20 protein-coding genes and 1 pseudogene are annotated in these 23,072 nt (G+C 48.7%); 20 read left to right on the top strand and 1 reads right to left on the bottom strand.

Annotated features, from left to right (window positions below; all coding sequences use genetic code 11):
* Positions 1 to 9: 9 nt before the first annotated feature.
* Positions 10 to 872, top strand: a pseudogene (locus ACPV3A_RS14005) (carbohydrate ABC transporter permease).
* 36 nt (positions 873 to 908) lie between these two features.
* On the opposite strand, the gene ACPV3A_RS14000 reads toward ACPV3A_RS14005, so the two are convergent.
* Positions 909 to 3,149: a helix-turn-helix domain-containing protein gene (locus tag ACPV3A_RS14000; RefSeq protein WP_426199980.1), complete on the bottom strand. Its 2,241-nt coding sequence runs from the start codon at positions 3,147 to 3,149 to the stop codon at positions 909 to 911.
* Positions 3,150 to 3,642: 493 nt separating this feature from the next.
* Between ACPV3A_RS14000 and sucC the strand changes: the two genes are divergently transcribed.
* The 19 genes from sucC to ACPV3A_RS13905 all read left to right on the top strand — a co-directional run bounded on the left by sucC (position 3,643) and on the right by ACPV3A_RS13905 (position 23,012).
* On the top strand, positions 3,643 to 4,803 hold the full coding sequence (gene sucC / locus ACPV3A_RS13995) for an ADP-forming succinate--CoA ligase subunit beta (protein ID WP_426199979.1): 1,161 nt from the start codon (positions 3,643 to 3,645) through the stop codon (positions 4,801 to 4,803).
* A gap of 97 nt (positions 4,804 to 4,900) precedes the next feature.
* Positions 4,901 to 5,830: a succinate--CoA ligase subunit alpha gene (sucD, locus tag ACPV3A_RS13990; protein WP_071220478.1), complete on the top strand. Its 930-nt coding sequence runs from the start codon at positions 4,901 to 4,903 to the stop codon at positions 5,828 to 5,830.
* Positions 5,831 to 5,952: 122 nt separating this feature from the next.
* Entirely contained in the window at positions 5,953 to 7,128 is a 1,176-nt protein-coding gene (gene dprA, locus ACPV3A_RS13985) for a DNA-processing protein DprA (protein ID WP_426199978.1), read from the top strand.
* A 36-nt stretch (positions 7,129 to 7,164) separates the two neighbouring features.
* Positions 7,165 to 9,264, top strand: coding sequence for a type I DNA topoisomerase (topA, locus tag ACPV3A_RS13980; RefSeq protein ID WP_426199977.1), 2,100 nt, complete (start codon positions 7,165 to 7,167; stop codon positions 9,262 to 9,264).
* Positions 9,265 to 9,279: 15 nt separating this feature from the next.
* The gene (gene trmFO, locus ACPV3A_RS13975) at positions 9,280 to 10,614 is read left to right on the top strand and encodes an FADH(2)-oxidizing methylenetetrahydrofolate--tRNA-(uracil(54)-C(5))-methyltransferase TrmFO (RefSeq protein ID WP_426199976.1); all 1,335 of its coding nucleotides are present in this window, start codon (positions 9,280 to 9,282) and stop codon (positions 10,612 to 10,614) included.
* Positions 10,615 to 10,643: 29 nt separating this feature from the next.
* Positions 10,644 to 11,186, top strand: coding sequence for an ATP-dependent protease subunit HslV (gene hslV / locus ACPV3A_RS13970; protein WP_006211334.1), 543 nt, complete (start codon positions 10,644 to 10,646; stop codon positions 11,184 to 11,186).
* Between the two features lie 49 nt (positions 11,187 to 11,235).
* Positions 11,236 to 12,642 carry an ATP-dependent protease ATPase subunit HslU gene (gene hslU / locus ACPV3A_RS13965; RefSeq protein ID WP_426199975.1) on the top strand — a complete coding sequence of 469 codons (1,407 nt, stop codon included), beginning with the start codon at positions 11,236 to 11,238 and terminating at the stop codon, positions 12,640 to 12,642.
* 457 nt (positions 12,643 to 13,099) lie between these two features.
* Complete coding sequence (gene flgB / locus ACPV3A_RS13960; protein WP_071220075.1) at positions 13,100 to 13,507, top strand: flagellar basal body rod protein FlgB; 408 nt, start codon at positions 13,100 to 13,102, stop codon at positions 13,505 to 13,507.
* A gap of 5 nt (positions 13,508 to 13,512) precedes the next feature.
* A complete protein-coding gene (flgC, locus tag ACPV3A_RS13955; RefSeq protein ID WP_194543577.1) occupies positions 13,513 to 13,962 on the top strand; it encodes a flagellar basal body rod protein FlgC in 450 nt (149 codons plus the stop codon).
* A 45-nt stretch (positions 13,963 to 14,007) separates the two neighbouring features.
* Positions 14,008 to 14,316, top strand: coding sequence for a flagellar hook-basal body complex protein FliE (gene fliE / locus ACPV3A_RS13950; RefSeq protein WP_071220077.1), 309 nt, complete (start codon positions 14,008 to 14,010; stop codon positions 14,314 to 14,316).
* 34 nt (positions 14,317 to 14,350) lie between these two features.
* The gene (fliF, locus tag ACPV3A_RS13945; RefSeq protein WP_194543576.1) at positions 14,351 to 15,931 is read left to right on the top strand and encodes a flagellar basal-body MS-ring/collar protein FliF; all 1,581 of its coding nucleotides are present in this window, start codon (positions 14,351 to 14,353) and stop codon (positions 15,929 to 15,931) included.
* 11 nt (positions 15,932 to 15,942) lie between these two features.
* Positions 15,943 to 16,959: a flagellar motor switch protein FliG gene (gene fliG, locus ACPV3A_RS13940; RefSeq protein WP_071220479.1), complete on the top strand. Its 1,017-nt coding sequence runs from the start codon at positions 15,943 to 15,945 to the stop codon at positions 16,957 to 16,959.
* Positions 16,952 to 17,806, top strand: coding sequence for a FliH/SctL family protein (locus ACPV3A_RS13935; RefSeq protein ID WP_339218341.1), 855 nt, complete (start codon positions 16,952 to 16,954; stop codon positions 17,804 to 17,806). Before fliG ends, ACPV3A_RS13935 begins: the two co-directional genes overlap by 8 nt.
* Positions 17,790 to 19,109: a flagellar protein export ATPase FliI gene (fliI, locus tag ACPV3A_RS13930; RefSeq protein ID WP_194543574.1), complete on the top strand. Its 1,320-nt coding sequence runs from the start codon at positions 17,790 to 17,792 to the stop codon at positions 19,107 to 19,109. The genes ACPV3A_RS13935 and fliI overlap by 17 nt, the downstream gene beginning before the upstream one ends.
* A gap of 9 nt (positions 19,110 to 19,118) precedes the next feature.
* A complete protein-coding gene (gene fliJ / locus ACPV3A_RS13925; RefSeq protein ID WP_426199974.1) occupies positions 19,119 to 19,562 on the top strand; it encodes a flagellar export protein FliJ in 444 nt (147 codons plus the stop codon).
* Between the two features lie 39 nt (positions 19,563 to 19,601).
* The gene (locus ACPV3A_RS13920) at positions 19,602 to 20,534 is read left to right on the top strand and encodes a kinesin (RefSeq protein WP_194543573.1); all 933 of its coding nucleotides are present in this window, start codon (positions 19,602 to 19,604) and stop codon (positions 20,532 to 20,534) included.
* Between the two features lie 47 nt (positions 20,535 to 20,581).
* Positions 20,582 to 21,925 carry a flagellar hook-length control protein FliK gene (locus tag ACPV3A_RS13915; protein ID WP_426199973.1) on the top strand — a complete coding sequence of 448 codons (1,344 nt, stop codon included), beginning with the start codon at positions 20,582 to 20,584 and terminating at the stop codon, positions 21,923 to 21,925.
* A gap of 20 nt (positions 21,926 to 21,945) precedes the next feature.
* Positions 21,946 to 22,629 (top strand): flagellar hook capping FlgD N-terminal domain-containing protein, encoded by a 684-nt coding sequence (locus tag ACPV3A_RS13910; RefSeq protein ID WP_194543571.1) that lies wholly within the window; start codon positions 21,946 to 21,948, stop codon positions 22,627 to 22,629.
* Positions 22,626 to 23,012 carry a TIGR02530 family flagellar biosynthesis protein gene (locus ACPV3A_RS13905; RefSeq protein ID WP_339218332.1) on the top strand — a complete coding sequence of 129 codons (387 nt, stop codon included), beginning with the start codon at positions 22,626 to 22,628 and terminating at the stop codon, positions 23,010 to 23,012. Before ACPV3A_RS13910 ends, ACPV3A_RS13905 begins: the two co-directional genes overlap by 4 nt.
* Positions 23,013 to 23,072 lie beyond the last annotated feature (60 nt).

Here is a 23,072-nt window from a genome sequence, read left to right as displayed (position 1 = left end):
AGGAACGTGATGAAACCGAAATTGAATTGGTTTGACGCGCTCAATGCCTTGATCCTTTCCGGGATCGTGCTCGCGTGTCTATATCCGTTTGTTTATATGCTGGCCGTGTCCCTGAGCGATTCCGCATCGATCGCCTCAGGGGAAGTGTGGCTATGGCCGAAGGGCTTCAATCTGGATATGTATCAGTATGTGTTCGAGGACGGTCGGGTGCTGAAAGGATATAAGAACACGCTGATTTACGTGATTTCAGGGACCGCCATTTCTTTGATTGTAACGGCACTAGGGGCTTATGCACTGTCCAAGACCAAGATGGTCATGGGCAAACCGATCCTGATGCTGATCGTCTTTACGATGTTTTTTAACGGCGGGATGATTCCGACGTTTCTGGTCGTGAAGGAGCTGGGCTTGTCAACACGATATGGGGCATGGTACTGCCCGGAGCGGTAGGTACCTGGAATCTGCTCATCATGCGGACTTTCTTCATGGGCATGCCTCAAGAGCTCGAGGAATCCGGAAAAATAGATGGACTGTCCGAAATCGGGATTTTCTTCCGGATTGTGCTCCCGCTATCCAAGCCGGTGCTGGCCACCATCGGCTTGTATTATGCCGTCGGGATGTGGAATAACTTTATGGGGCCGCTGCTGTATCTGCGGGATGCCGATATGCAGCCCCTCCAGGTCATTTTAAGAAACATCGTGCTGTCGGGGCAATTGACGGGGACGGATGGTCCGGTTGTGGGCGATATCGTGGTGGTGGAGGATGGCTTGAAATTCGCTACCATTATGGTGTCTACCTTGCCGATCCTGCTTGTCTATCCGTTTATACAGAAGTATTTTGTAAAAGGGGCTTTGATAGGCTCGGTTAAGGGTTAGCGTTAAAGGTAAAGCGGTCGGCCGCTCACCTGTGTGTTATCGGATCCAGTTGGTTTTCCGGTAATCACCCGGTGTTTGGCCGGTTATTTTTTTGAACATGCGGATAAAGGAAGTGACATTACGGTAGCCGATCCGGTTGCCAACTTCCTGAATCGGCATATTTGTCGTCTGCAGTAGTTCTTTCGCTTTTGTTATTCGAATCGCATTCAATTGGTCGCTAAAGTTGCTCCCCGTCTTCTCTTTAATATACCCGGATAGATAAGTTGGCGACATGTTGAGTTTAAAGGCAAGCTGCTCGAGTGATATATCTTCAGCGTAATGGGACTCCAAATAATGAATGACATATTGAATGATATCGTAATGTTCCTCACGTTTCAGACGGATCGCATGGGCTGCATGGGCAAGCTCGTCGAGCAGGATTTCCCGGTATTGCTCGGGGGTTACGCTATAAGCAAGCTTTTGTGCGTAATCCGGAAGGGCGTCGATATTGATTTTCAGCAGTTCTACTGTCCTTCTCATGCGGACCGAGACCGATTTGGCAAAGTGGCTTAGTTGATCGGCCGTGGCCTCTTGCCGCTGCAATCGATCCAGGGCGCGCTCAATGAGCGATTGGCAGCTGCTCTCGTTGCCAGCCTGTAAGTTCACGTAAAATTCGTGTTCCTGCTCGGCAGTGAATCCTGTTACATCTTCTCGGCGTTCCTTCTCCCAGATGATCTGGGTTTCCTCAATCGGCATGGCTTGTTGCAGGAGCGACATGGCTTCTGCATAAGCCCGGTCAAAATCAGAGGTTTGCTGGAACACGGACGAAACCGCAATATTCACGAGATAGGTGCTTTGATCTTGATCAAAAATCTGTTTGAGCTGATTGAGACACTGCTGCAGCATGTCGGATTTTTCTTGTGTATACACAATGGTTAAAATCTGCTTGCCCTCCATCTGAAGGGTATGGGATATGGGAAACGATTCTTGGATCTGCAGCGTGATCATGTCTTTGATCTTGCCGGTTGCCCTTGTCATTAAGGCATCAAGCTGACGCGAAGGGACGTGCCGGTATCTCAACTGATAAAGGATAACCATAAATTCACCCTCGCCGACCCAAAGTTCGTTGGAAGCGTTGGTATCAAGGGCAATGTTTTTGAACTGGGCCAAATAATGGTAGCTTGTCAGCAGCGGTTTGGTATGGTCCATCCATTCCTTGATGATCTTACGTTCATGCTGCAAACCCTTCAGATGGTTGGAAATGGCGCTGAATTCGGAGATACTCCCTTGATATAGCTCCATCTCCGCTTGGCCCAGGCCCGTAACCATTCTCTTGAGCGGCAGGTTGATTTTTCGGGAGAAAACCCATGATGCCAGAATACCAATAAGCAGGGTAGCTGCAAATAAGAGTACAGCCATCCAGTTCATGCGGCTGATGCTTTGATTGAGTTCCTTATGGGGAATAATAGAAACGTAGGTAAGACCGGAGCGGGCGCCTTTTTCGAAAAAGTAATAGGTTCCCTTCTCCATCATCCATTCCGATTGGCCGTCCCATTCCGGCAGTGGCAGGGATTTAGCATCCGGGGCGGATTCATACAGGGTTGTTCCCTCCGAGTCCACCAGCAGAAAACGGGAATCGGCCATTCCATTATATGATTCATACCAGCTTTTCATATTTACGAAAGCGATGATCTTCCAGGGGCTGCCTTGTACGTTCGTAATTAAAGGCATCAGCTGCAATTCACTCTTCTCGGTTCCGATGGTGAACGTGCGGCTGGGAAGCATGTGCAGAAAACCGTTTGCGTGATCTCTACGCTTCCAGAATTCGTATGAATAGGAGTCGCTTTTGTAGTAATGCTTAAACATGCGGTCATCATCGACGATGCCATCCCGCTCAAGCAGGAAGGAATGATTTTGGTAGTAAATCATGACATTATTTAAGTGGTAGTAGGGCTGGCTTACCAGGGTCCGAATCTGATCCATGACCGTATCCACCTGCAGATAATTGATGCCTTTCTTTCCCCCGGAATCGGCCTGCCTGCTGATATTGCCGACAAATTCATCGTGCTGAAGGTTGAGGAGGAGATTTTTCCATGTGGAGTACTGCTTCTCAAAATGATCGACGGTGTTTCGAATCAGGGTCAGATTATATTTGACAATTTCATTGTTAACATTGCGGGAGTAGAATGTCATCGACCATAGATTATAGGAGGAGAGCAGGAAAATCACGACGAGAAAATACACGAGCATTTTGACAAATAATGAATGCAGCGGAAAAAATGACTTCAACCAACTCATGCTGAATCTCCTTATAATTGCGTTCACTAATCTTTCAATCATTCTACCGGATAGCAGAAAAAGGATAAAGAGTTTTATTTTGCGTCACAGTTTAACGCGAACAAAAAGGGATTTAATGGTATAATAGTAATCAATACACTAATTATTACGGGGAGGTGAGAGGGATTCGGTATGACAATTTTATGGGAAAATATCATCCTTACACTAGTTGCAGGATTGTTAGGCATTGCCGTTGTCGTATTGGGGATTGTCGGATTGATAAGCTTTGCACGAAAAAATAAATGAATTTTACATATTTCTCCAATTTATATCTGGAAGGAATCATACCCATGCCAAATCGAGTGGATAAACTGTGAACTTTTTAAGGTAAGCGTTTTAAAAACATGTTACAATAGCTTGGGTTTAATATATAAAGGTTGACAGGGTAATCTTTCATAGATTAGTTCCGTGTTAGCCAGCCTTGTTCCAGTCATGTTGATAGGAGGATTCGAGAATGAATATCCATGAATATCAAGGAAAACAAGTACTGAAGCAATATGGAGTAGCTGTTCCGAACGGCAAGGTAGCGTTTACGGTAGAAGAGGCAGTTGAAGCTGCACAATCTTTGGGAAGTCCCGTAACCGTTGTCAAAGCACAGATCCACGCAGGCGGTCGGGGTAAAGCCGGCGGCGTTAAAGTGGCGAAGAACCTGGACGAGGTTCGTGCTTATGCTGAAAAAATTCTGGGCAAGGTGTTGGTGACTCACCAAACGGGTCCGGAAGGCAAGGAAGTCAAGCGTCTCCTCATTGAAGAGGGCTGCGATATTCGCAAAGAGTATTATATCGGTGTGGTCGTTGACCGTGCTACCGGCCGTGTCGTTTTGATGGCGTCCGAAGAAGGCGGTACCGAGATCGAAGAGGTTGCCGCAGCAACTCCCGAGAAGATTTTCAAAGAGGTCGTAGATCCAGCGATCGGACTTCAAACATTCCAAGCACGGAAATTAGCGTATTCCATTAATATTCCGAATGAACTGGTAGGAAAAGCCGTTCAGTTCATGCTGGCCTTGTATAAGGCATTTGTAGAGAAGGATTGCTCTATCGCTGAAATCAATCCGCTTGTCGTAACCGGGGACGGAAACGTCATGGCTCTAGATGCCAAACTCAACTTTGACTCCAATGCGTTGTTCCGTCATAAAGACATCCTTGAGCTGCGCGACCTGGACGAAGAAGACGAGAAGGAAATTGAAGCATCCAAATACGACTTGAGTTACATAGCTCTGGATGGCAACATCGGCTGTATGGTTAATGGCGCCGGTCTTGCCATGGCTACGATGGACATCATTAAGTACTATGGCGGGGACCCTGCAAACTTCCTTGATGTTGGGGGCGGTGCAACAACGGAGAAGGTAACGGAAGCCTTCAAGATCATTTTATCCGATCCTCAAGTAAAAGGAATCTTTGTCAACATTTTCGGTGGTATTATGCGCTGCGACGTTATCGCTACCGGTGTTGTCGAAGCTGCTAAACAGCTGGGCTTAACTCGTCCGCTGGTTGTACGCTTGGAAGGAACGAACGTAGACCTCGGCAAGCAAATTTTGGCTGAGTCCGGTCTTAACATCGTACCTGCTGATTCCATGGCCGACGGAGCACAGAAGATCGTCTCCCTCGTTCAGTAATATTTCATTCCTGAAGGGGCATGGCACGATGGGCTTCGAAAGCCCTGCCGTGCGGTTGCTTTCATTTTCAAATAACAATAGGGGATGTGAATCAATCGTGAGTATTTTGATCGATAAAAATACAAAAGTTATCACGCAAGGGATTACAGGTAAAACAGCCCTTTTCCATGCAAAAGGCGCCCTGGATTACGGTACACAGATGGTCGGGGGAACTTCACCCGGCAAAGGTGGAACCGAAGTCGAAATTACGCTTGAGAACGGTGAAACCGTCAAATTGCCGGTTTACAACACCGTTGAGGAAGCCAAAGCCAAAACAGGCGCAACCGCTAGCGTAATTTATGTGCCCCCGGCTTTTGCAGCCGATTCCATTCTGGAAGCTGTTGATGCCGAGATGGATCTGGTTATCTGTATTACAGAAGGCATTCCGGTGCTGGATATGGTCAAAGTATCCCGCTATATGGAAGGCAAGAAGACTCGTTTGATCGGACCTAACTGTCCGGGTGTTATTACGCCGGGTGAATGCAAAATCGGCATCATGCCTGGTTACATCCACACGCCAGGACATGTCGGAGTTGTATCGCGCAGCGGTACCCTGACATATGAAGCCGTTCATCAGCTGACTGCTCGCGGCATCGGACAATCCTCCGCCGTAGGGATTGGCGGCGACCCGGTTAAAGGGACGGAGTTTATCGATGTATTGAGACTCTTTAATGAAGATCCTAACACCAAAGCGGTTATTATGATCGGTGAGATCGGCGGTACAGCGGAGGAAGAAGCGGCTGAATGGATCAAAGCGAACATGACTAAACCAGTGGTAGGCTTCATTGGCGGCGCAACGGCGCCTCCAGGAAAACGCATGGGCCACGCAGGCGCGATTATTTCTGGCGGTAAAGGGACAGCCAAGGAGAAAATCTCTGTACTTGAAGCGTGCGGTATCAAGGTAGCTCCTACACCTGCTGAAATGGGCTCAACCCTGGTTAGCGTGCTTGAGGAGAAGGGTCTCCTGGAGTCTTGCACGACTCACTAGATCTAGATTTTTATGCAATTCTAGCTAAGGCGTAACTTAAGGTAAGCAACCTTTTATTTCCTAAACAGGAAATGAAGGGTTGCTTTTTTGTTTTTGATTTTATATTTTAAGGAGGTCCCATTATGAAGGTAGACAGCTTACTGCTGATCGCATTGCATGAAAGCGAAGGTGTCGGATGGAAGACCATTAACCGAATCATATCGAACGGTGAGCTGCATGAGGGGTTGCTGTCTTATGATGCGAATGATTGGAGGGCCTGTGGTTTGTCTGTCGAAAAAGCGAATAAACTGGCCAAGGACTTCCCTTCCGCTGTCGAAAGAAAGCAGATCGATCTGTCGAATGCGAATGATGCCGGGTATCGGCAACATGAAGCCGGGGTATGGAATTTGACAAACCGTTCAAAAATACGTATTATAACAGCCCTCGATGATATCTATCCGGACACGTTACGATCTTCGCCACAGGCTCCTTGGGTGTTGTATTGCATCGGCGATCTACATCTGCTGTCGAGGCCTGGGATTGCGATGGTAGGTACAAGAATGCCTACGGCATATGGGCGCAAAATTGCAACGATGCTATCCGAGGAGTTGGTACGATCAAGGTTCATGGTTGTCAGCGGCATGGCCAGAGGCATTGATAGCGTAGTCCACGATGCGGCTTTGCGAAGCGGGGGACCGACAGTGGCGGTTCTCGGAGCCGGCGTTGACGTTATATATCCACCGGAGAACCGATCGCTGTATGAAGAGATTGCGGCTAAGGGGCTTATCATTTCCGAATACCCGCCAGGCACCAAGGCGCTACCGGGGTTCTTCCCTCAGCGTAACCGGATTATCGCGGGACTCACGTTAGGTACCGTGGTGGTGGAGGCGGATGCCCGCAGCGGATCGTTGATTACGGCGGATTTAGCCCTGGAGGCGGGAAGGGACGTGTTCTCCGTTCCGGGACCTGTTACTTCACCCAAGAGCAGAGGGACTTTGGATTTGATCAAGCAAGGAGCCAAGATGGTCACGGAAGCAAGGGATATAATAGAAGAATATGATTCCTTGTTGCCAAAAGTGGCCTCCGGTACATACAATAAGGAGCGGCGGGCCCCTCGTCAGGAGCAGCCCGATGAACTAGCCGGGTTGACAAATGACGAACGACAAATATACCATATGCTCGAACAGGGTCCCGGGTCGCTGGATGAAATGATCGAGTTAACCCGGTGGGATTTTGGACATTTGCATTCAGTTCTGTTATCTTTAATCATAAAAAAGCAGATTACCCAATTACCCGGTGCTATATATAAGATCATTTAATGGGAAAGTTTGAATGTTGGAGAGGAGGATGAACCTGTGGCGGATTCACTCGTCATCGTAGAGTCGCCTGCTAAGGCGAAAACGATTGGCAAATATCTCGGCAGCAAGTATATCGTGAAGGCTTCGATGGGTCATGTTCGCGATTTGCCGAAGAGCCAGATCGGGGTTGAAGTAGAAAACGACTTCAATCCGAAATACATTACGATCCGCGGAAAAGGTTCTGTCTTAAAGGAACTTAAGGATGCTAGCAAAAAGGTGAAAAAAGTGTACCTCGCAGCTGACCCCGATCGCGAAGGGGAGGCCATTGCATGGCATCTTGCGCATGCATTGGAGCTGGATGATACTCAAAGCCTGCGGGTTGTATTTAATGAAATAACAAAAACAGCCGTGAAGGATGCTTTCAAGACGCCGCGCAAAATTAACATGGATCTGGTCAACGCGCAGCAGGCAAGACGTATCCTGGATCGATTGGTTGGTTATAAGATCAGCCCTATTCTATGGAAGAAAGTGAAAAAGGGACTCTCTGCCGGCCGTGTTCAATCGGTAGCTGTCAAAATCATTCTCGACCGCGAGAATGAGATAAGCGCTTTCGTGCCGGAAGAATATTGGACCATTACGGCCAAACTGGCCATTAAAGGTTCTGCATTCGAAGCCAAATTCACGCAGCTTAATGGCGCAAAGAAAGAGCTCACCAATGAACAGGAAGTAAATGAAATTCTTCAAGCGATTCGGGATGCTTCCTTCCAAGTCAGCGAAGTAAAAGAGCGAGAGCGTCAGCGCCATCCGTCTCCACCGTTTACAACGAGTTCCTTGCAGCAGGAAGCTGCACGTAAACTTGGTTTCCGGGCGGCTAAGACCATGTCCGTTGCCCAGCAGCTGTACGAGGGCGTCGAGCTTGGCAAGGAAGGCACCGTCGGTTTGATTACCTACATGCGTACGGACTCCACGCGCATCTCAGGGACGGCTCAAGAAGAAGCAAAAGAATACATCACCGAGAAGTATGGTGATCCGTTCGTTCCGGAGAGCCCGAGACAATACTCGAAAAAAGCAGCCAACGCTCAGGATGCGCATGAAGCGATTCGTCCTACATCGGTGCTGCGGGATCCTGAATCCATGAAGCCGTTTATGAGCCGTGATCAGCTCCGCTTGTACAAACTGGTCTGGGAGCGTTTTGTGGCAAGTCAGATGTCTTCTGCAGTGCTGGATACGCTTTCTGTTGATATTGCCGCGGGCAAGGCCGTCTTCCGCGCAACAGGTTCGAAGGTTCGTTTCCCTGGATTCATGAAGGTTTACGTCGAAGGCAACGACGACGGGACGACAGAAGAAGATAAATACCTGCCGGAGCTTCATAGTGGCGACATTCTGGAGAAGCAGGACATTGAGCCGAAGCAGCACTTCACGCAGCCACCTCCGCGTTATACGGAAGCACGTCTTGTCCGGACGCTGGAAGAGCTCGGCATAGGGCGACCTAGTACGTATGCACCGACACTGGAGACGATCCAGAAGAGAGGCTACGTTGCCATCGAAGAGAAGAAATTCATGCCAACCGAGCTCGGTGAACTTGTCATCGAGCAGATGGAGCAGTTCTTCCCGGAAATTCTCAATGTGGAGTTTACGGCTAACATGGAAGAGGACCTCGACCATGTGGAGGAGGGCTCCGAAGATTGGGTCAAAGTATTGGCAGAGTTCTATGAATCCTTCGAAAAGCGCCTTGAAGTAGCAGAGGAAGAAATGAAGGAAATCGAAATCGAAGATGAGGTTTCCGACGAGATCTGCGAAAAGTGCGGAAAGCCGTTGGTCTATAAGCTGGGCAGGTTTGGCAAGTTTCTTGCATGCTCAGGCTTCCCGGATTGCCGGAATACCAAGCCGATCGTGAAAGATATCGGCGTGGCGTGCCCGAAATGCAAGGAAGGCCATGTCGTGGAACGACGAAGCAAGAAGGGGCGCGTCTTCTTTGGATGTGATCGTTATCCCGAATGTGATTTCGTATCATGGGATAAACCGTCAACGAAGCGGTGTACGAATTGCAGCAGCTTAATGGTAGAGAAGAAAAGCAAGCAAGGCATCAAGCTTCAATGTACTTCTTGTGATTATTCCGAAATGGTCGAGGAACAAGACGACGCAGCAGATTTGTAAGGCATACAGGGGGGAATGACGTTGACAGATTCACAGAGGGTTACGGTTATCGGTGCAGGGCTTGCCGGCAGTGAAGCTGCCTGGCAGATCGCTAGCCGGGGCATACCCGTTACATTATATGAGATGCGGCCGGTCGTTAAGACGCCGGCTCATCATACGGACAAGTTCGCTGAGCTTGTATGCAGTAATTCGCTTCGGGCGAACGGTTTAACCAACGCAGTAGGGGTATTGAAGGAAGAAATGCGGATGCTGAACTCGCTTGTCATCGGTTCGGCAGACCGCAATTCCGTCCCGGCTGGCGGCGCATTGGCCGTTGACCGTGACGGTTTTTCGGGAGAAATTACGGAAACTCTGCATCAGCATCCTTTAATTGAGGTTGTAAATGAAGAAATTCAGCATATACCTGAAGAAGGCATCGTTGTTATTGCAACTGGGCCGCTGACCTCGCCCGTGTTGTCATCACAGATTCGTGAGCTGATGGGTGAGGACTATTTCTATTTTTACGATGCGGCTGCTCCGATCGTGGAAAAAGATTCAATTGATATGAGCAAGGTTTATCTGGCATCCCGTTATGATAAAGGCGAAGCGGCTTATCTGAATTGTCCCATGACAGAAGAAGAGTTCGACGCTTTCTATGACGCTCTTATCAATGCCGAAGTCGCTCAATTGAAAGAGTTTGAGAAGGAGATTTATTTCGAGGGCTGCATGCCGATCGAGGTCATGATGAAGCGTGGTAAACAAACCGCCTTGTTTGGCCCGATGAAGCCTGTTGGATTGGTGAACCCGCATACAGGCAAGCTGCCGCACGCTGTGGTGCAGCTCCGTCAGGATAATGCCGCAGGTACCCTCTACAATCTTGTCGGTTTCCAGACTCATCTGAAGTGGGGTGAACAGAAGCGGATCATTTCCATGATTCCGGGACTTGAGAACGCCGAAATTGTGCGTTACGGTGTCATGCACCGCAATACGTTTGTCAATTCGCCTAGACTGCTGGAACAAACCTATCAGGTGAAAACACGGCCAAATCTGTATCTGGCGGGACAAATGACGGGCGTAGAAGGATATGTTGAATCGGCGGCATCCGGATTGATTGCCGGGATCAATGCAGCAAGAGCCGCTCAGGGGCAGGAGGGGATCGTATTCCCTCAGGAATCAACTATCGGGAGCATGGCCTATTACATAACCCATGCAGATCCAGATAACTTCCAGCCGATGAATGCGAACTTCGGCCTTCTTCCGAGTCTCGAGAAGCGCATTCGCAACAAAAAGGAAAAAAACGAAGCGCTTGCAAGCAGAGCTCTTGACGGAGTACGCGTATTTATTAATGCTAACGAACTAAATACAATCTAATCTTATTTTCTTAGGGAGGTCTTGCCATCATGGAAATGACTTTTCACGCCACTACAATTTGTGCAGTACGGCATAATGGCACAGCAGCTATTGCCGGCGATGGCCAAGTTACATTTGGTGAAAGTGTAGTCATGAAGCAGACCGCCAAGAAAGTGCGCCGTCTTTACCGGGGACAAGTTGTCGCCGGTTTTGCCGGTTCTGTGGCGGATGCTATCACGTTATTTGAGAAATTCGAAGGCAAGCTGGAAGAGCACCATGGAAATCTGCAGCGCGCCGCTGTTGAACTCGCGAAGGATTGGCGTCAAGACCGTGTGCTTCGCAAGCTTGAAGCTTTGATGATTGTTATGGATAAAACCGGGATGCTGCTGATTTCAGGTGGCGGCGAAATCATCGAGCCTGATGATGATGTGCTGGCCATTGGGTCAGGCGGCAATTTTGCCTTGTCGGCAGGACGGGCGCTTAAGCGTCATGCCGGACATATGGAAGCGAAGGATATAGCCAGAGAAGCGCTTCAGATCGCTTCTGAGGTGTGTGTCTATACCAACAGCAATATTATTGTCGAAGAGCTGTAAGGATGCCATACAGCAACATATAGCCATATCAGGGGTGGAGGTATTCGCGATGAGTAAAGAATCGATGACGCCAAGACAGATTGTATCCGAGCTGGATAAATACATTGTAGGCCAAAAGGAAGCTAAAAAATCGGTCGCTGTAGCACTTCGGAACCGCTATCGCCGGAGCTTGCTTACGGATGACGAGCGGGATGAAATCGTACCGAAGAACATACTGATGATCGGTCCCACCGGCGTCGGCAAAACGGAGATTGCAAGAAGGCTTGCCAAGCTGGTTCATGCACCGTTCGTTAAGGTCGAGGCGACAAAGTTTACCGAGGTTGGATATGTCGGCCGTGATGTGGAATCCATGGTACGGGATCTTGTGGAAACCGCGATCCGGATGGTGAAGCTGGAACGCACCGAGAAGGTTAAGGACAAAGCCGAGGAAATGGCGAACGAGCGGATCGTTCAGCTGTTGGCGCCTTCAACCAAAGGGCAGAAGAGTCAGCGAAATCCCTTTGAGATGCTGTTTGGCGGTGCGAATAACGATACCCAGACCGAAGATGAGGATGCGGACGATAAGGACGTTAGTCTCAAAGAGAAGCGGAGACAGGTGCGCTTTAACCTGCTGTCCGGTAAGCTTGAAGACGAAACGATTGAGATTGATGTCGAGGATGCTGCTCCAAACATGTTCGATATGTTTGCGGGGCAGGGCAATGATCAGATGGGCATGAACATGCAGGAAATGTTCGGCAATCTGATGCCAAAGCGCACAAAGCGCCGCAAGCTGTCAGTGAAAGAAGCCAGGAAAGTACTGACGCAAGAAGAAGCAGGCAAGCTCATTGATATGGATGATGTCATCCAGGAATCCATTCGTCGGGCAGAGCAATCCGGCATTATATTTATCGATGAGATCGACAAGGTTGCCAGCCAGGGCCGCCAATCGGGTCCGGATGTGTCCAGAGAAGGTGTGCAGCGCGACATTCTGCCTATCGTGGAAGGCTCGACGATTATGACGAAATACGGACCGATAAAAACGGACTTTGTCCTCTTCATCGCGGCAGGTGCTTTTCATATTGCGAAGCCATCGGATTTGATTCCCGAGCTTCAGGGGCGTTTTCCGATTCGGGTGGAGCTCAGCAGCTTGTCACTCGACGATTTTGTATCCATTTTGACCGAGCCGAAAAATGCACTAACCAAGCAATACGTAAATCTGCTGCGTACTGAGGATCTTGAGGTTGAGTTTTCTCCAGAAGCGATACGGGAAATCGCCCAAATTGCGGCTTCGGTTAACCAGAACACGGAGAATATAGGCGCGCGGAGACTTCATACGATATTGGAGAAGCTCCTTGAAGACCTGTCATTTGAAGCGCCTGAGTTGACGCTGGACCGCATGGTGATCACGCCGCAGTATGTCCGGGAGAAACTTGCCGGCATTGCCCAGGACCGGGACCTGAGCCAGTATATTCTGTAGTTGCATGCATATAGGTCTATTTGCCGGGTATGCGAAAGTAAATAATTGTCGATATTCATCCCTTCCCTTGCAGCAAGTTGTCGAAGCGCTTTCGCATGTTGGAAGGGATCGGGACGGATTTCGTAATTTTTTGTGAATTTTATGGTCCCCATCAGGACCTACCCTTCGGGAAAAATCGCTTAAATTTTACAGATTTAGTGATACGATTTGCAATAATATAGAAAAAAACCGGATAAAAATGAACACAAAGCCCTTCTTTTTGGTAAAAGATAGGGCTTTTTTCTTATTGTAAAAAGTCCCAAACTTTAAGAAACTTAGTTTATGTGACATCATGTTGTCTTTTTCTACTTAAGACCTAGGTTAGTTCATACGGATTATATGATTTGTCGAAAAAAGAGGATTTAGCTAGGAAGAGTGGAATACCTTTCTGCAAAGTCCAGTCAGGAGGAATGAGCTAGTGAATCTGTTGAATAATAGTTCTTTTCAACGGCTTCAAAGCGGTTTGGATGCAGCTAATCTCAGAAACAATGTGATTGCAAACAACATCGCCAACGTGGATACTCCTCATTTTAAGAGATCCGAGGTATCCTTTGAGAGTCTTCTGAAAAAAGAAATGGATGGGGCCCAATTGTCATTACAGGGCAGAAGAACAGATCCCAGACATTTTGTCATTGGTTCAACCGGGGGGATTCCTGAGGCTTCGGTCATGAAGGATGGCAGCAGCTCCATGAATAACAACCAGAATAATGTCGATGCAGACAGAGAAATGTCGCTGCTTGCAGAGAATCAGCTCCGTTATAATTCATACATACAAGCTGTAAATGAGCAGATTCGAATGATGCGTACAGCTATTGAAGGGAGATAGGGTTCATGAATATTAGCAATAGCTTCGGTATTAATGCATCAGCTCTAACAGCACAACGGCTTCGAATGGATGTCATCTCCTCCAACATAGCCAATGCGGAAACCACTCGCGCGCGAATCGAGAACGGCCAAGCCGTTCCGTATCGTCGAAAAACGGTTGTTTTACAACCGCAGCAGGAATCATTTGAAGGACTTCTTAGAGCTCAGATGAATGGTCAGAATGCGGGACAAGGGGTAAAGGTTGCGCAGGTACGGGAAGATCAAACCCCGCTGAAACAGGTATATAACCCTACACATCCTGATGCGAATGCGGAAGGCTATGTCTTTATGCCTAACGTGGACATTACGAAGGAAATGGTGGATATGATAGCAGCTACCCGTTCGTACGAAGCTAATGTTACGGCGATCAATGCTTCGAAAGCGATGATTATGAAGGCGCTGGAGATCGGTAGATAACAAGTGAAAAATACATAAGCCCATATTGTAGGAGGAGAGAGAGAAATGATTCAAAATGCAATGTTCAGTGTTCAGGGCGTGCAGCCGCTTCAACTGCAGGAGCAAGTGAAAAATGGAGCGACTCCATCCGAATCGATTCGCGATTTTGGCTCTTACCTGAATGAAGCACTGAACTCTGTGGCATCACAGGAACAAAATGCACATGTTATGAGCGATAAATTAATGATTGGACAAGTAAACGTAGATCAGGCGATGATATCCGCCCAACAGGCTCTGTTGAGCATTCAGCTCACAACACAGGTCCGAAACAAAGTGGTAGAAGCCTATCAAGAGATCATGCGCACGCAAATCTAAATGTTTCTAGCAAAGTTTCGGATGGGGTGACAATGTGAACGAGAGAATTACCCAGTATCGGGAGAGAATGACCCAGTATTGGAACCAATTCAGCAACAAACAAAAAATAATGTTAATCGCTACAATAGCATTTGTTTTGATTGCTCTAATCGTACTAACGATGCAGTTCTCCAAGACGAAGTACGAAGTAGCATTCCGGGATTTAAATTCCAGCGACGCTGCAGGAATCATCAGCCACCTGGAGACCCAAGGGATTTCCTACAAGCTGAGCGAGGATGGCAGAAGCATCCTGGTTCCGAGTACGAGCGCAGCTAAAGTCCAGATTGATGTAGGGTCGCAAGGACTTGTACAGAATGGTACGATCGGATTCGAAACCTTCGAGAAGAACGCATCAGCCATCGGGATGACAGATAACGAATTCGAAGTGAAATATGTAAATGCACTGAATGGCGAAGTGGAACGACTGCTTGAGAAGATGCAGGGCGTCCAGGATGCAACGGTATTGTTGAATTTGCCAAAAGAAAGTGTATTTGCAAAAAACGGAAACGAAGATCAAGCCAGCGCCTCCGTAGTTGTGCAATTCAAACCAGGCTATCGGCCTAATCAAGAAGTCATTGACGGGTATTATAACCTCGTGAAGACGGCCATTCCGAACTTACCGGTTGAGAACATTACAATCACCAATGACGAAGTCGAGCTGCTCGCAACAGCTAAAGGCGGTCAAGGTGGATTGATGGGTAAGGTGGAAGAAAACTTCGCGCTTCAGAAAAAATTCGAAAGCGACGTTAGGCAAAATGTTCAGCAGTTTCTCTCGCAGTACATGGGATCGAATAAAGTCAATGTTCTGGTCGCTTCCAAACTGAACTTTGATCAGGTGCAGAGCAAGGAAAACATCGTAACCCCTGTTGATGAAGAAGAAATGAAGGGGATTGAGCTCAGTGTTCAGGAGATCCAGAAGAACTATTCGGGAACCAGTAGTCCAACCGGCGGAGTAGCCGGCGTAGGCGAAGAAGCTGTTCCGGGATATCCAAGTGATTCTGGAAGCGGGGAAACGAACTCGGAAGAGCTCTCCAAAACCGTTAACTATGAAGTTAACCGGATTACGAAGGATATCATAGCAAGTCCATATACTGTTAAAGATTTAACCATTAATGTCTCGGTTGAACCACCTGCCGGTCAACAAACTTTGGATGACGCGACAAGAACGGCAATACAGAACATTCTGGTTAATATCGTGCGTGCATCGCTCTCGGATACAGGCTCTACTTATACAGACGCTGATTTGTCCAAAAAAGTTTCGGTTATTTCACAGGTATTTAATGTAAATGCGGATGAAAATCCGAAAACCGTTCTTTCACAGCCTGTATTATGGGGGATTGGTATCGCTGCGTTGGCGTTAATTGCTGGAGGAACCTATTTCATAATCCGCAGACGCAGAAAGCAGCAGGAAGAATTTGAAGATGATATTCAGCTTCCGCCAGTTACGGAATTCCCATCGATTAATCTCGAAAGTATAACCAATGAAAGCCAGGTTCGTAAACAGCTCGAAACCTTGGCGAAGAAGAAGCCAGATGAATTCGTGAATTTACTTCGCACATGGCTAGCTGAGGAATAGAGGTGGAAGCATTGGCTAAGGGAAATAACCAAATGTTAAGCGGACGTCAAAAAGCGGCTATACTGCTCATTACACTTGGCCCGGAAGTGTCTGCTCAAATATTTAAGCATCTTCGAGATGAAGAAATTGAACAATTGACGCTGGAGATTGCGAATGTTCGTAAAGTCGACAGTGATGAAAAAGATAGCATTATTCAGGAATTCCATCAAATTTGCCTGGCCCAGGAATACATCTCGCAAGGCGGTATTAATTACGCTAAAGAGATTTTGGAGAAGGCGCTTGGACAGCAAAAAGCGATGGAAGTGATCAACAGACTGACAGCAACGCTTCAAGTAAGACCGTTTGACTTTGCCCGCAAAGCGGACCCAAGCCAAATTCTGAACTTTATCCAGAACGAAAATGCACAGACCATTGCACTCGTCTTGTCGTATCTTCAATACGAGCAGGCATCCGCAATCCTATCATCGCTTCCGCAAGAGAAGCAGGCCGAAGTAGCGCGTAGGGTTGCAGTCATGGACAGTACTTCACCAGAAGTCATCGCCCAGGTGGAACGCGTGCTGGAACAGAAGCTGTCGGCGACGGTTACTCAGGATTACACGAGTGCGGGTGGCATTGAATCCATCGTTCAAATTCTGAACGGTGTGGATCGCGGTACGGAACGAACGATCCTCGATTCCCTGGAAATCCAGGATCCCGAGCTCGCCGAAGAAATCAAGAAGCGGATGTTCGTATTCGAGGATATCGTCAACGTGGACAACCGTTCGATCCAGCGTATTATCCGCGATGTCGAGAACGCCGATCTTCAGCTTGCACTCAAGGTGGCAAGCGAAGAAGTACGGGACGTCATTTTCCGCAACATGTCCAAGCGTATGGCCGAAACCTTCCGCGAAGAGATGGAATACATGGGACCGGTGCGGCTGCGTGATGTGGAGGAAGCTCAGACTCGGATTGTAAGCACGATCCGAAGACTCGAAGAAGCGGGCGAGGTCATTATTGCCCGTGGCGGAGGAGATGACATCATTGTCTAACTTGATCAAATCGTCCCACTATAAACCGATGGATGTGTTGAAAGAGTTGGATCTTGCTCGTCGTTACGCTTCGCCAACCGAGGAAACGGTAGAGGAATATACTCCGCCGACTGCCGAGCCGGCTGTCGTACAAACACTGGCTGAAGCCGAACGTTTAAAGCATGAGATGCTGAAGGATGCTCAGGAGTTTGCCGAACGACAAATCCGCGAAGCTTCGGAAGAGGCGGAACGGCTGTTGGCCGAAGCGCAGCAGCAGATTGAAGCGTGGTGGACCGACAGAAGGCTTCAGGACGAGGATTTATCCGAAACGCTGAAGATGGAAGGCTTTAATCAAGGATATGCCGAAGGTTCAGCCAAGGCAGAGCTTGAGATGAAGGAATTGATGGAGCAAGCGACATTACAGGCGAGCGAATTGCTTCAGCTTGCCCATCAAGCCAAGGATGATCTAATTCAGGAAGCGGAGCCTTTTTTGGTGGAGCTCAGCTGCAGCATCGCGGAGAAAGTACTGGATCGTCAGCTGACGATCGAACCTGATTTCACGCTGGAGCTGATTCGAAAGAATCTGGCACGCAAGCGGGAAAAAGGAGTCATCTCCCTCTGCGTAGCTCCTGAACAATTCGAATTTGTATACGCGGCACGGGAAGAGCTCGGATTATCGATCGACTCTCAGGCAGAACTTCAAATTTTGCCGGATTCCACGGTTAAGGATCGCGGCTGCGTGATCAGGTCTTCTTTCGGAAGCGTGGATGCCCGGATCGATACACAGCTATCCGAGATCAAAAAAGAGCTCGTGCGGTTCGCTCTTGATGACGAGGAACGGAGAAATCAAGATGAAGAAGCTGAATAGCGCGCGGTACATGGATCATCTGAAGCATCTGGACCCCGTTCGCATCAATGGTAAAGTTACACAGGTAATCGGACTGATGGTGGAGTCCGAAGGGCCGGATGCAAGCATCGGCGATGTTTGTTATATCTATCCCACGAAGCAAACCAAGCCGCTCAAGGCGGAGGTCGTGGGTTTCAGAGACAATAAGGTGTTGCTGATGCCTCTCGGCGAGCTTCACTCCATTGGTCCTGGCTGTGATGTAGTCGGTACCGGCAAACCACTGAGCGTGCAAGTGGGTTCGGAACTGCTTGGCAAAGTGCTCGACGGATTGGGACAACCGCTGGACGGATCTATCATTCCGGCGCGCATGCCGCACTATTCAACCCATAACGTTCCACAGAACCCGCTTAATAGGCCGAGGGTTCAGGAGCCGATCAGCATCGGCGTCCGCGCGATTGACGGATTGCTCTCCATCGGCAAAGGCCAGCGGGTCGGTATATTCGCCGGATCCGGCGTCGGGAAGAGTACCCTGATGGGAATGATCGCGAGAAACACTTCTGCCGATGTCAATGTCATAGCTTTGATCGGGGAACGTGGACGCGAAGTGCTGGATTTCATAGAACGGGATTTGGGTCCCGAAGGGTTAAAACGGTCCGTCGTAATTGTTGCGACCTCGGATCAACCGGCACTCATCCGCATTAAAGGGGCCTTGATCGCTACAACGATCGCCGAGTATTTCAGGGATCGCGGCCTGAATGTGATGCTGATGATGGATTCCGTTACCCGCTATGCGATGGCGCAGCGAGAAGTAGGACTAGCCGTAGGAGAGCCGCCGGCCATGCGCGGTTATACTCCGTCTGTATTTGCCAGTCTGCCGAAGCTTCTGGAACGAGCAGGCACAGGGCCAACGGGCTCGATTACAGCCTTTTATACGGTGTTGGTAGATGGTGATGATATGAACGAACCGATCGCGGATGCGGTCAGAGGCATACTTGATGGTCACATCGTTCTAAACCGGAATATCGCAAATAAAGGGCATTTTCCGGCCATCGATGTGCTGGCTAGCATTAGCCGGGTGATGAAAGATATATCTCCAGAAGAACAAATCGATGCTTCCGAGAACGTAAAGCGACTGATGGCGATATATAAGGACTCGGAGGATTTGATCAATATCGGGGCGTATCAACAGGGCTCGAATGCCGATATCGATGAATCGATCGAATATATCGGGCGAATATGGGATTTCACGAAGCAAAAAGTGAATGAGAAGACAACATTGAATGAGGTTCAGGAACGTTTGATTTCCGAGTTTTCAAGGAGATGACTTTGAAGAATGAAGTTTCATTATGCATTCCAGAAAATCGTAGACCTGAAAAGCAACGAGAAAACGCAAGCCGAATGGATGCTGTCAAGCGCCATCGGGAAGCTGCAGGCGGAAGAGAAAAGTCTGAATGAGCTGTATGAGATGCGGGATCAAATGTATCACGCTCAGCAGGAGGCTGCATCACGGTGCGTGCCGGTCGCTGAGATCCGAAACATTCAGGTATACGCAGAGCACTTGGAAGAATGCATTGAGCGTAAGCGGGATGACATACGGATCGCTCATGTCAATGTAACCAAGAAACAAAAGGTATTGTCCGACAAAATGCTAGACGAAAAAGTGTGGCTGAAAGCAAGAGATAAATCCGAAGAAAAGTTCCGGCATGAAAGTCTCCTTCGGGAACAAAACGAGCTGGACGAAATGGCGACGGTACGTTTTGCGATCAAAGCCCGATAAGGTTTGCAAACACCGAAGGGTTATGACCGCGAAGGAGGAATGAGAGTGGCACGAAAAGACATGCCGCTTGATAAGGAAGAATCAGGCGGAGGATTTGAACGGATACTGTTGATTTTGGTACCTGCTATATTCACGATTGTACTGCTCGGGGCGCTTGCCGTATTTTTTAGAGCCGATGTGCGGGATGGACTAATCGATGTAGCCAATAAAATTCCGGTCGTCAAGAACTGGGTCCCGGATCCGGTGCTGACCCCGGAAGAACAGAAACTCAAAGAAGCGAAGCAGCAGGAAGAAAGCGCGGAAGCAACGATTGTTGAACTTAAGAAGCAGCTTGCCGAACGCGAAGAAACATTAAATGAAGTAACGGAGCAAAAAACAGCGCAGGAAAACAAGGTGAAAGAGCTGGAAACCCAAATTGATTCGATGCAGAGTACATCGACAAGCGGTGAGACCGAAGAGGAAGACGCGTATACCAAGCAAATTCGCGAACTGTCCAAGCTCTACGCCGACATGAGTCCAAGCAAAGCGGCACCGATCATGCAAAACCTTACGCTGGAAGAAATGGTGCTTATGCTTAGTCAGATGAAGAGCAGCAATCGGGTTGCCATTCTGCAAAAAATGGATCCCAAAACGGCCGCGGATGCAACCATGATGCTTAAAGATGCCGAGACTTCTGAAGATATGGCCATCGCGGCACTGCAATCCAGGCTCAAGAAGAATGATACAGAGGCGGCCCAGAAGAAGACATCCGACAATCTGGATAAAAACCAGTTGAATCAGACCTTTGCCGGAATGACACCCGCCAACGCTGCCGAACTGCTGATGCAAACGTATAAGATCAGCCCTGCTAAGACTATGACCATTCTAAATACAGTGGATGATGCAACGCGTTCACGGATTTTAAATGCGATGTCCTCGAAAGATGCGGAGCTGGCAGCAAAGATATTGAATCGCCTGATGGGCTCTAAATAAGCTCTGAAATGAATCTCCATCCCCAGGAAGGGAGGTGAAATAAGACGATGACAATAACGGTACAAAATATGTCTTCATCCGTAAGCAGTCCCTCGGGAAGCGGAAAGGCAAGCGCGGCGGGTCAGTCGACAGCGGGTGTTTCCTTTGATGCGACACTGGCTTACCAGATGAATAGCAGCGGGAACAGCGCTTCAACAACATCGACGGAAGTCGCTGCCAAGCTGGAATCCTTGCTAACGCAGTATTCTTCGGAAACCGATGCATCGCTTGAAGGCTTGATGGAATTGCTTCAAGGTTTGCTGCAGGAGCTGGACACCATGGACCAGGCATTGATGGAGGATCCATCCCTATTGCAAGAGCTGCAGAACTGGCTCACGCAAGCGAATGTTATGCTGAGCGGAGCTGCTTCCCAGGCACAAGAGAACGCGGGTGGGAATGAGATGTCTCCATTGGCTTCCAGACCGGAGACCATTCGATTCGCGGTACAGGATACGATCAGCCAGCTGGCATCGATGCTTTCCAAATCTGGTCAGGTGGATCTAAATACCGAAGCTGCTGTAAAACAGCTTGTCCAATCATTCCATGGTTTGCTTGGTCAAGGAACTGGGACTGGCGAGACTAAAGCAAGCGGCAGCTTTGATCATATCCTTGCTCAAAAACAGCCGGATGCCGCTCAGCCTACTGTATCCACGAATACTTCAGGACAGTCGGCTTCATCTCAAACAACGGGACAGGCGAATGCCAAGTGGTCATCGCTGACGACGAGCACTCAAGTAGAGGGTACAGCATCTGAGTTCATGATGAATGAAGGAGTTTCGCTGTTGGAGCAAGGAACGGTCACGGCCGGACAACTAGCCCTGCGTTCAGGAACGCAAGTTGCAGTAAAACCTGCAGCTCCGCCGGTACCTGTTGAGAATTTCTCAAGCGAAATGACTTCTTTCATTATTAATAAGCTTGAAATCGTGAAACAAACCGGTTTTACGGAAGCGAGAATCTCCTTGAATCCGGAACATCTGGGTCAAGTAGATATCAAACTTACGATGCAGAATGGCCAATTAATCGCCCAGTTCATGACGCGGTCGACAGATGCTAAAGAGCTGATTGACCAGCAAATGGCACAGCTTCGCAGCGCATTGATTGCACAAGGACTGCAGATCGAGAAGATTGAAGTTACACAGAGCAGCCAGCCTTCCAATGCGAATCTTTATCAAGACGGCCGTCAGCCTGGATCAGGCCAGCAGCAGTCACAGCATCGCTCGAAGGAGAAGGACAGACCATCCGATGATGCCGTGCTGGCAGCAAATCTGACAGAAGAACTAAACGATTGGATTGCCGAGCACCAAGCCGACGATGAACGGGTACAAGCAGGAACATTTACCGCTAAAGCCTAACAGTGAGGAGGTGAGCTTGGATGGCAACAAATCCGGTGTCTACGAATAATATGTGGCCCAATTATGCCAAAGGGAATGTCAGCAGTAAAAGCGGGAATGGCCAGGAGCTTGGAAAGGATCAGTTCTTGAGCATCCTGATTACGCAATTAAGGCATCAGGATCCGCTTCAGCCAATGCAGGACCGGGAATTTATTGCCCAAATGGCCCAGTTTACTTCCCTGGAGCAACTGATGAATATCAATACTCAATTAACGGCAATGAGTCAGTCTTTAGGTGCTGCTTCAAGTTTGATCGGTAAACAGATCAGCTGGATGTTCAAGCCCGAGGATGGTTCGGATTCCGTCATGAAGAGCGGTATCGTAGATTCCATCATTGTTCGTGAAGGCGTACATTATGCCAAAGTCGGCGACAGTGAAGTATCGCTTGACCAGATCGTGAAAATCGAGAACGCCGTAACCGAGAATGATCCAGAAGCGTTGATTTCTGGTCCTGCAGTACCTGATACAAATAATCGAGGTCCGATTGATCCTGACACAACGAATCCGGGTCCTTCCGTACCTGACGCAAGCAGTCCAGGTCCGACAGAACCTGAAATAACAAATCCCGATCCTTCCGTACCCGAAACAGGCAATCCCGAGCCGTCAGCTCCTGAGGCCGTAGATCCTGGACAAGGGGGAGAAGAGCCTGGGGGAGTAGCGCCATGAGTGACCGCATGATGATAGGGCATTTATACCCTGGAAAAATACATCCCGCGGCACTTCATAATGAGCGTAAAACGCAAGCTCAAGCTAACCCGCCAGCCGGGACGTTTCAGGAACTTTTAAATGAGAATCTGCTTAAAATCAGCAATCATGCGGCAAAGAGACTTCAGCAGCGCGGCATTGAATTAAAGGGTGATCAGCTTGCGCAGATCCAGAGCGCGGTGGATAAAGCTGCCGCGAAGGGGAGCAAGGAGTCACTCATTCTGATGAAGGATATGGCTCTCATCGTGAATATTCCGAATCGGACCGTAGTCACTGCAATGGATGGCAACGCGATGAAGGATAACGTATTTACGCAAATTGATAGTGCAGTAATTATTTCATAAATCTGGCTGGCCCGCGAGGAAGCCAGGCGGCCGCTGATCGACAGAAGCGGTCCATAACAG

Source organism: Paenibacillus sp. Dod16, assembly GCF_049893405.1.
GTDB lineage: Bacteria > Bacillota > Bacilli > Paenibacillales > Paenibacillaceae > Paenibacillus_AQ.
The sequence above is the reverse complement of the archived record's forward strand: the minus strand, read 5'-3'. Positions and strand labels throughout refer to the sequence as shown.

What these genes read in the sequence shown, in the direction of transcription:
- hslU (WP_426199975.1), top strand. Translation starts at nt 11,236, where the DNA reads ATGAGTAAAGAATCGATGACGCCAAGACAGATTGTATCCGAGCTGGAT.
- fliI (WP_194543574.1), top strand. Translation starts at nt 17,790, where the DNA reads ATGAAGAAGCTGAATAGCGCGCGGTACATGGATCATCTGAAGCATCTG.
- ACPV3A_RS13905 (WP_339218332.1), top strand. Translation starts at nt 22,626, where the DNA reads ATGAGTGACCGCATGATGATAGGGCATTTATACCCTGGAAAAATACAT.
- ACPV3A_RS13915 (WP_426199973.1), top strand. Translation starts at nt 20,582, where the DNA reads ATGACAATAACGGTACAAAATATGTCTTCATCCGTAAGCAGTCCCTCG.
- ACPV3A_RS13910 (WP_194543571.1), top strand. Translation starts at nt 21,946, where the DNA reads ATGGCAACAAATCCGGTGTCTACGAATAATATGTGGCCCAATTATGCC.
- ACPV3A_RS14000 (WP_426199980.1), bottom strand. Translation starts at nt 3,149, where the DNA reads ATGAGTTGGTTGAAGTCATTTTTTCCGCTGCATTCATTATTTGTCAAA.
- sucC (WP_426199979.1), top strand. Translation starts at nt 3,643, where the DNA reads ATGAATATCCATGAATATCAAGGAAAACAAGTACTGAAGCAATATGGA.
- fliJ (WP_426199974.1), top strand. Translation starts at nt 19,119, where the DNA reads ATGAAGTTTCATTATGCATTCCAGAAAATCGTAGACCTGAAAAGCAAC.
- flgC (WP_194543577.1), top strand. Translation starts at nt 13,513, where the DNA reads ATGAATATTAGCAATAGCTTCGGTATTAATGCATCAGCTCTAACAGCA.
- trmFO (WP_426199976.1), top strand. Translation starts at nt 9,280, where the DNA reads ATGACGTTGACAGATTCACAGAGGGTTACGGTTATCGGTGCAGGGCTT.
- hslV (WP_006211334.1), top strand. Translation starts at nt 10,644, where the DNA reads ATGGAAATGACTTTTCACGCCACTACAATTTGTGCAGTACGGCATAAT.
- ACPV3A_RS13920 (WP_194543573.1), top strand. Translation starts at nt 19,602, where the DNA reads ATGAGAGTGGCACGAAAAGACATGCCGCTTGATAAGGAAGAATCAGGC.
- fliE (WP_071220077.1), top strand. Translation starts at nt 14,008, where the DNA reads ATGATTCAAAATGCAATGTTCAGTGTTCAGGGCGTGCAGCCGCTTCAA.
- dprA (WP_426199978.1), top strand. Translation starts at nt 5,953, where the DNA reads ATGAAGGTAGACAGCTTACTGCTGATCGCATTGCATGAAAGCGAAGGT.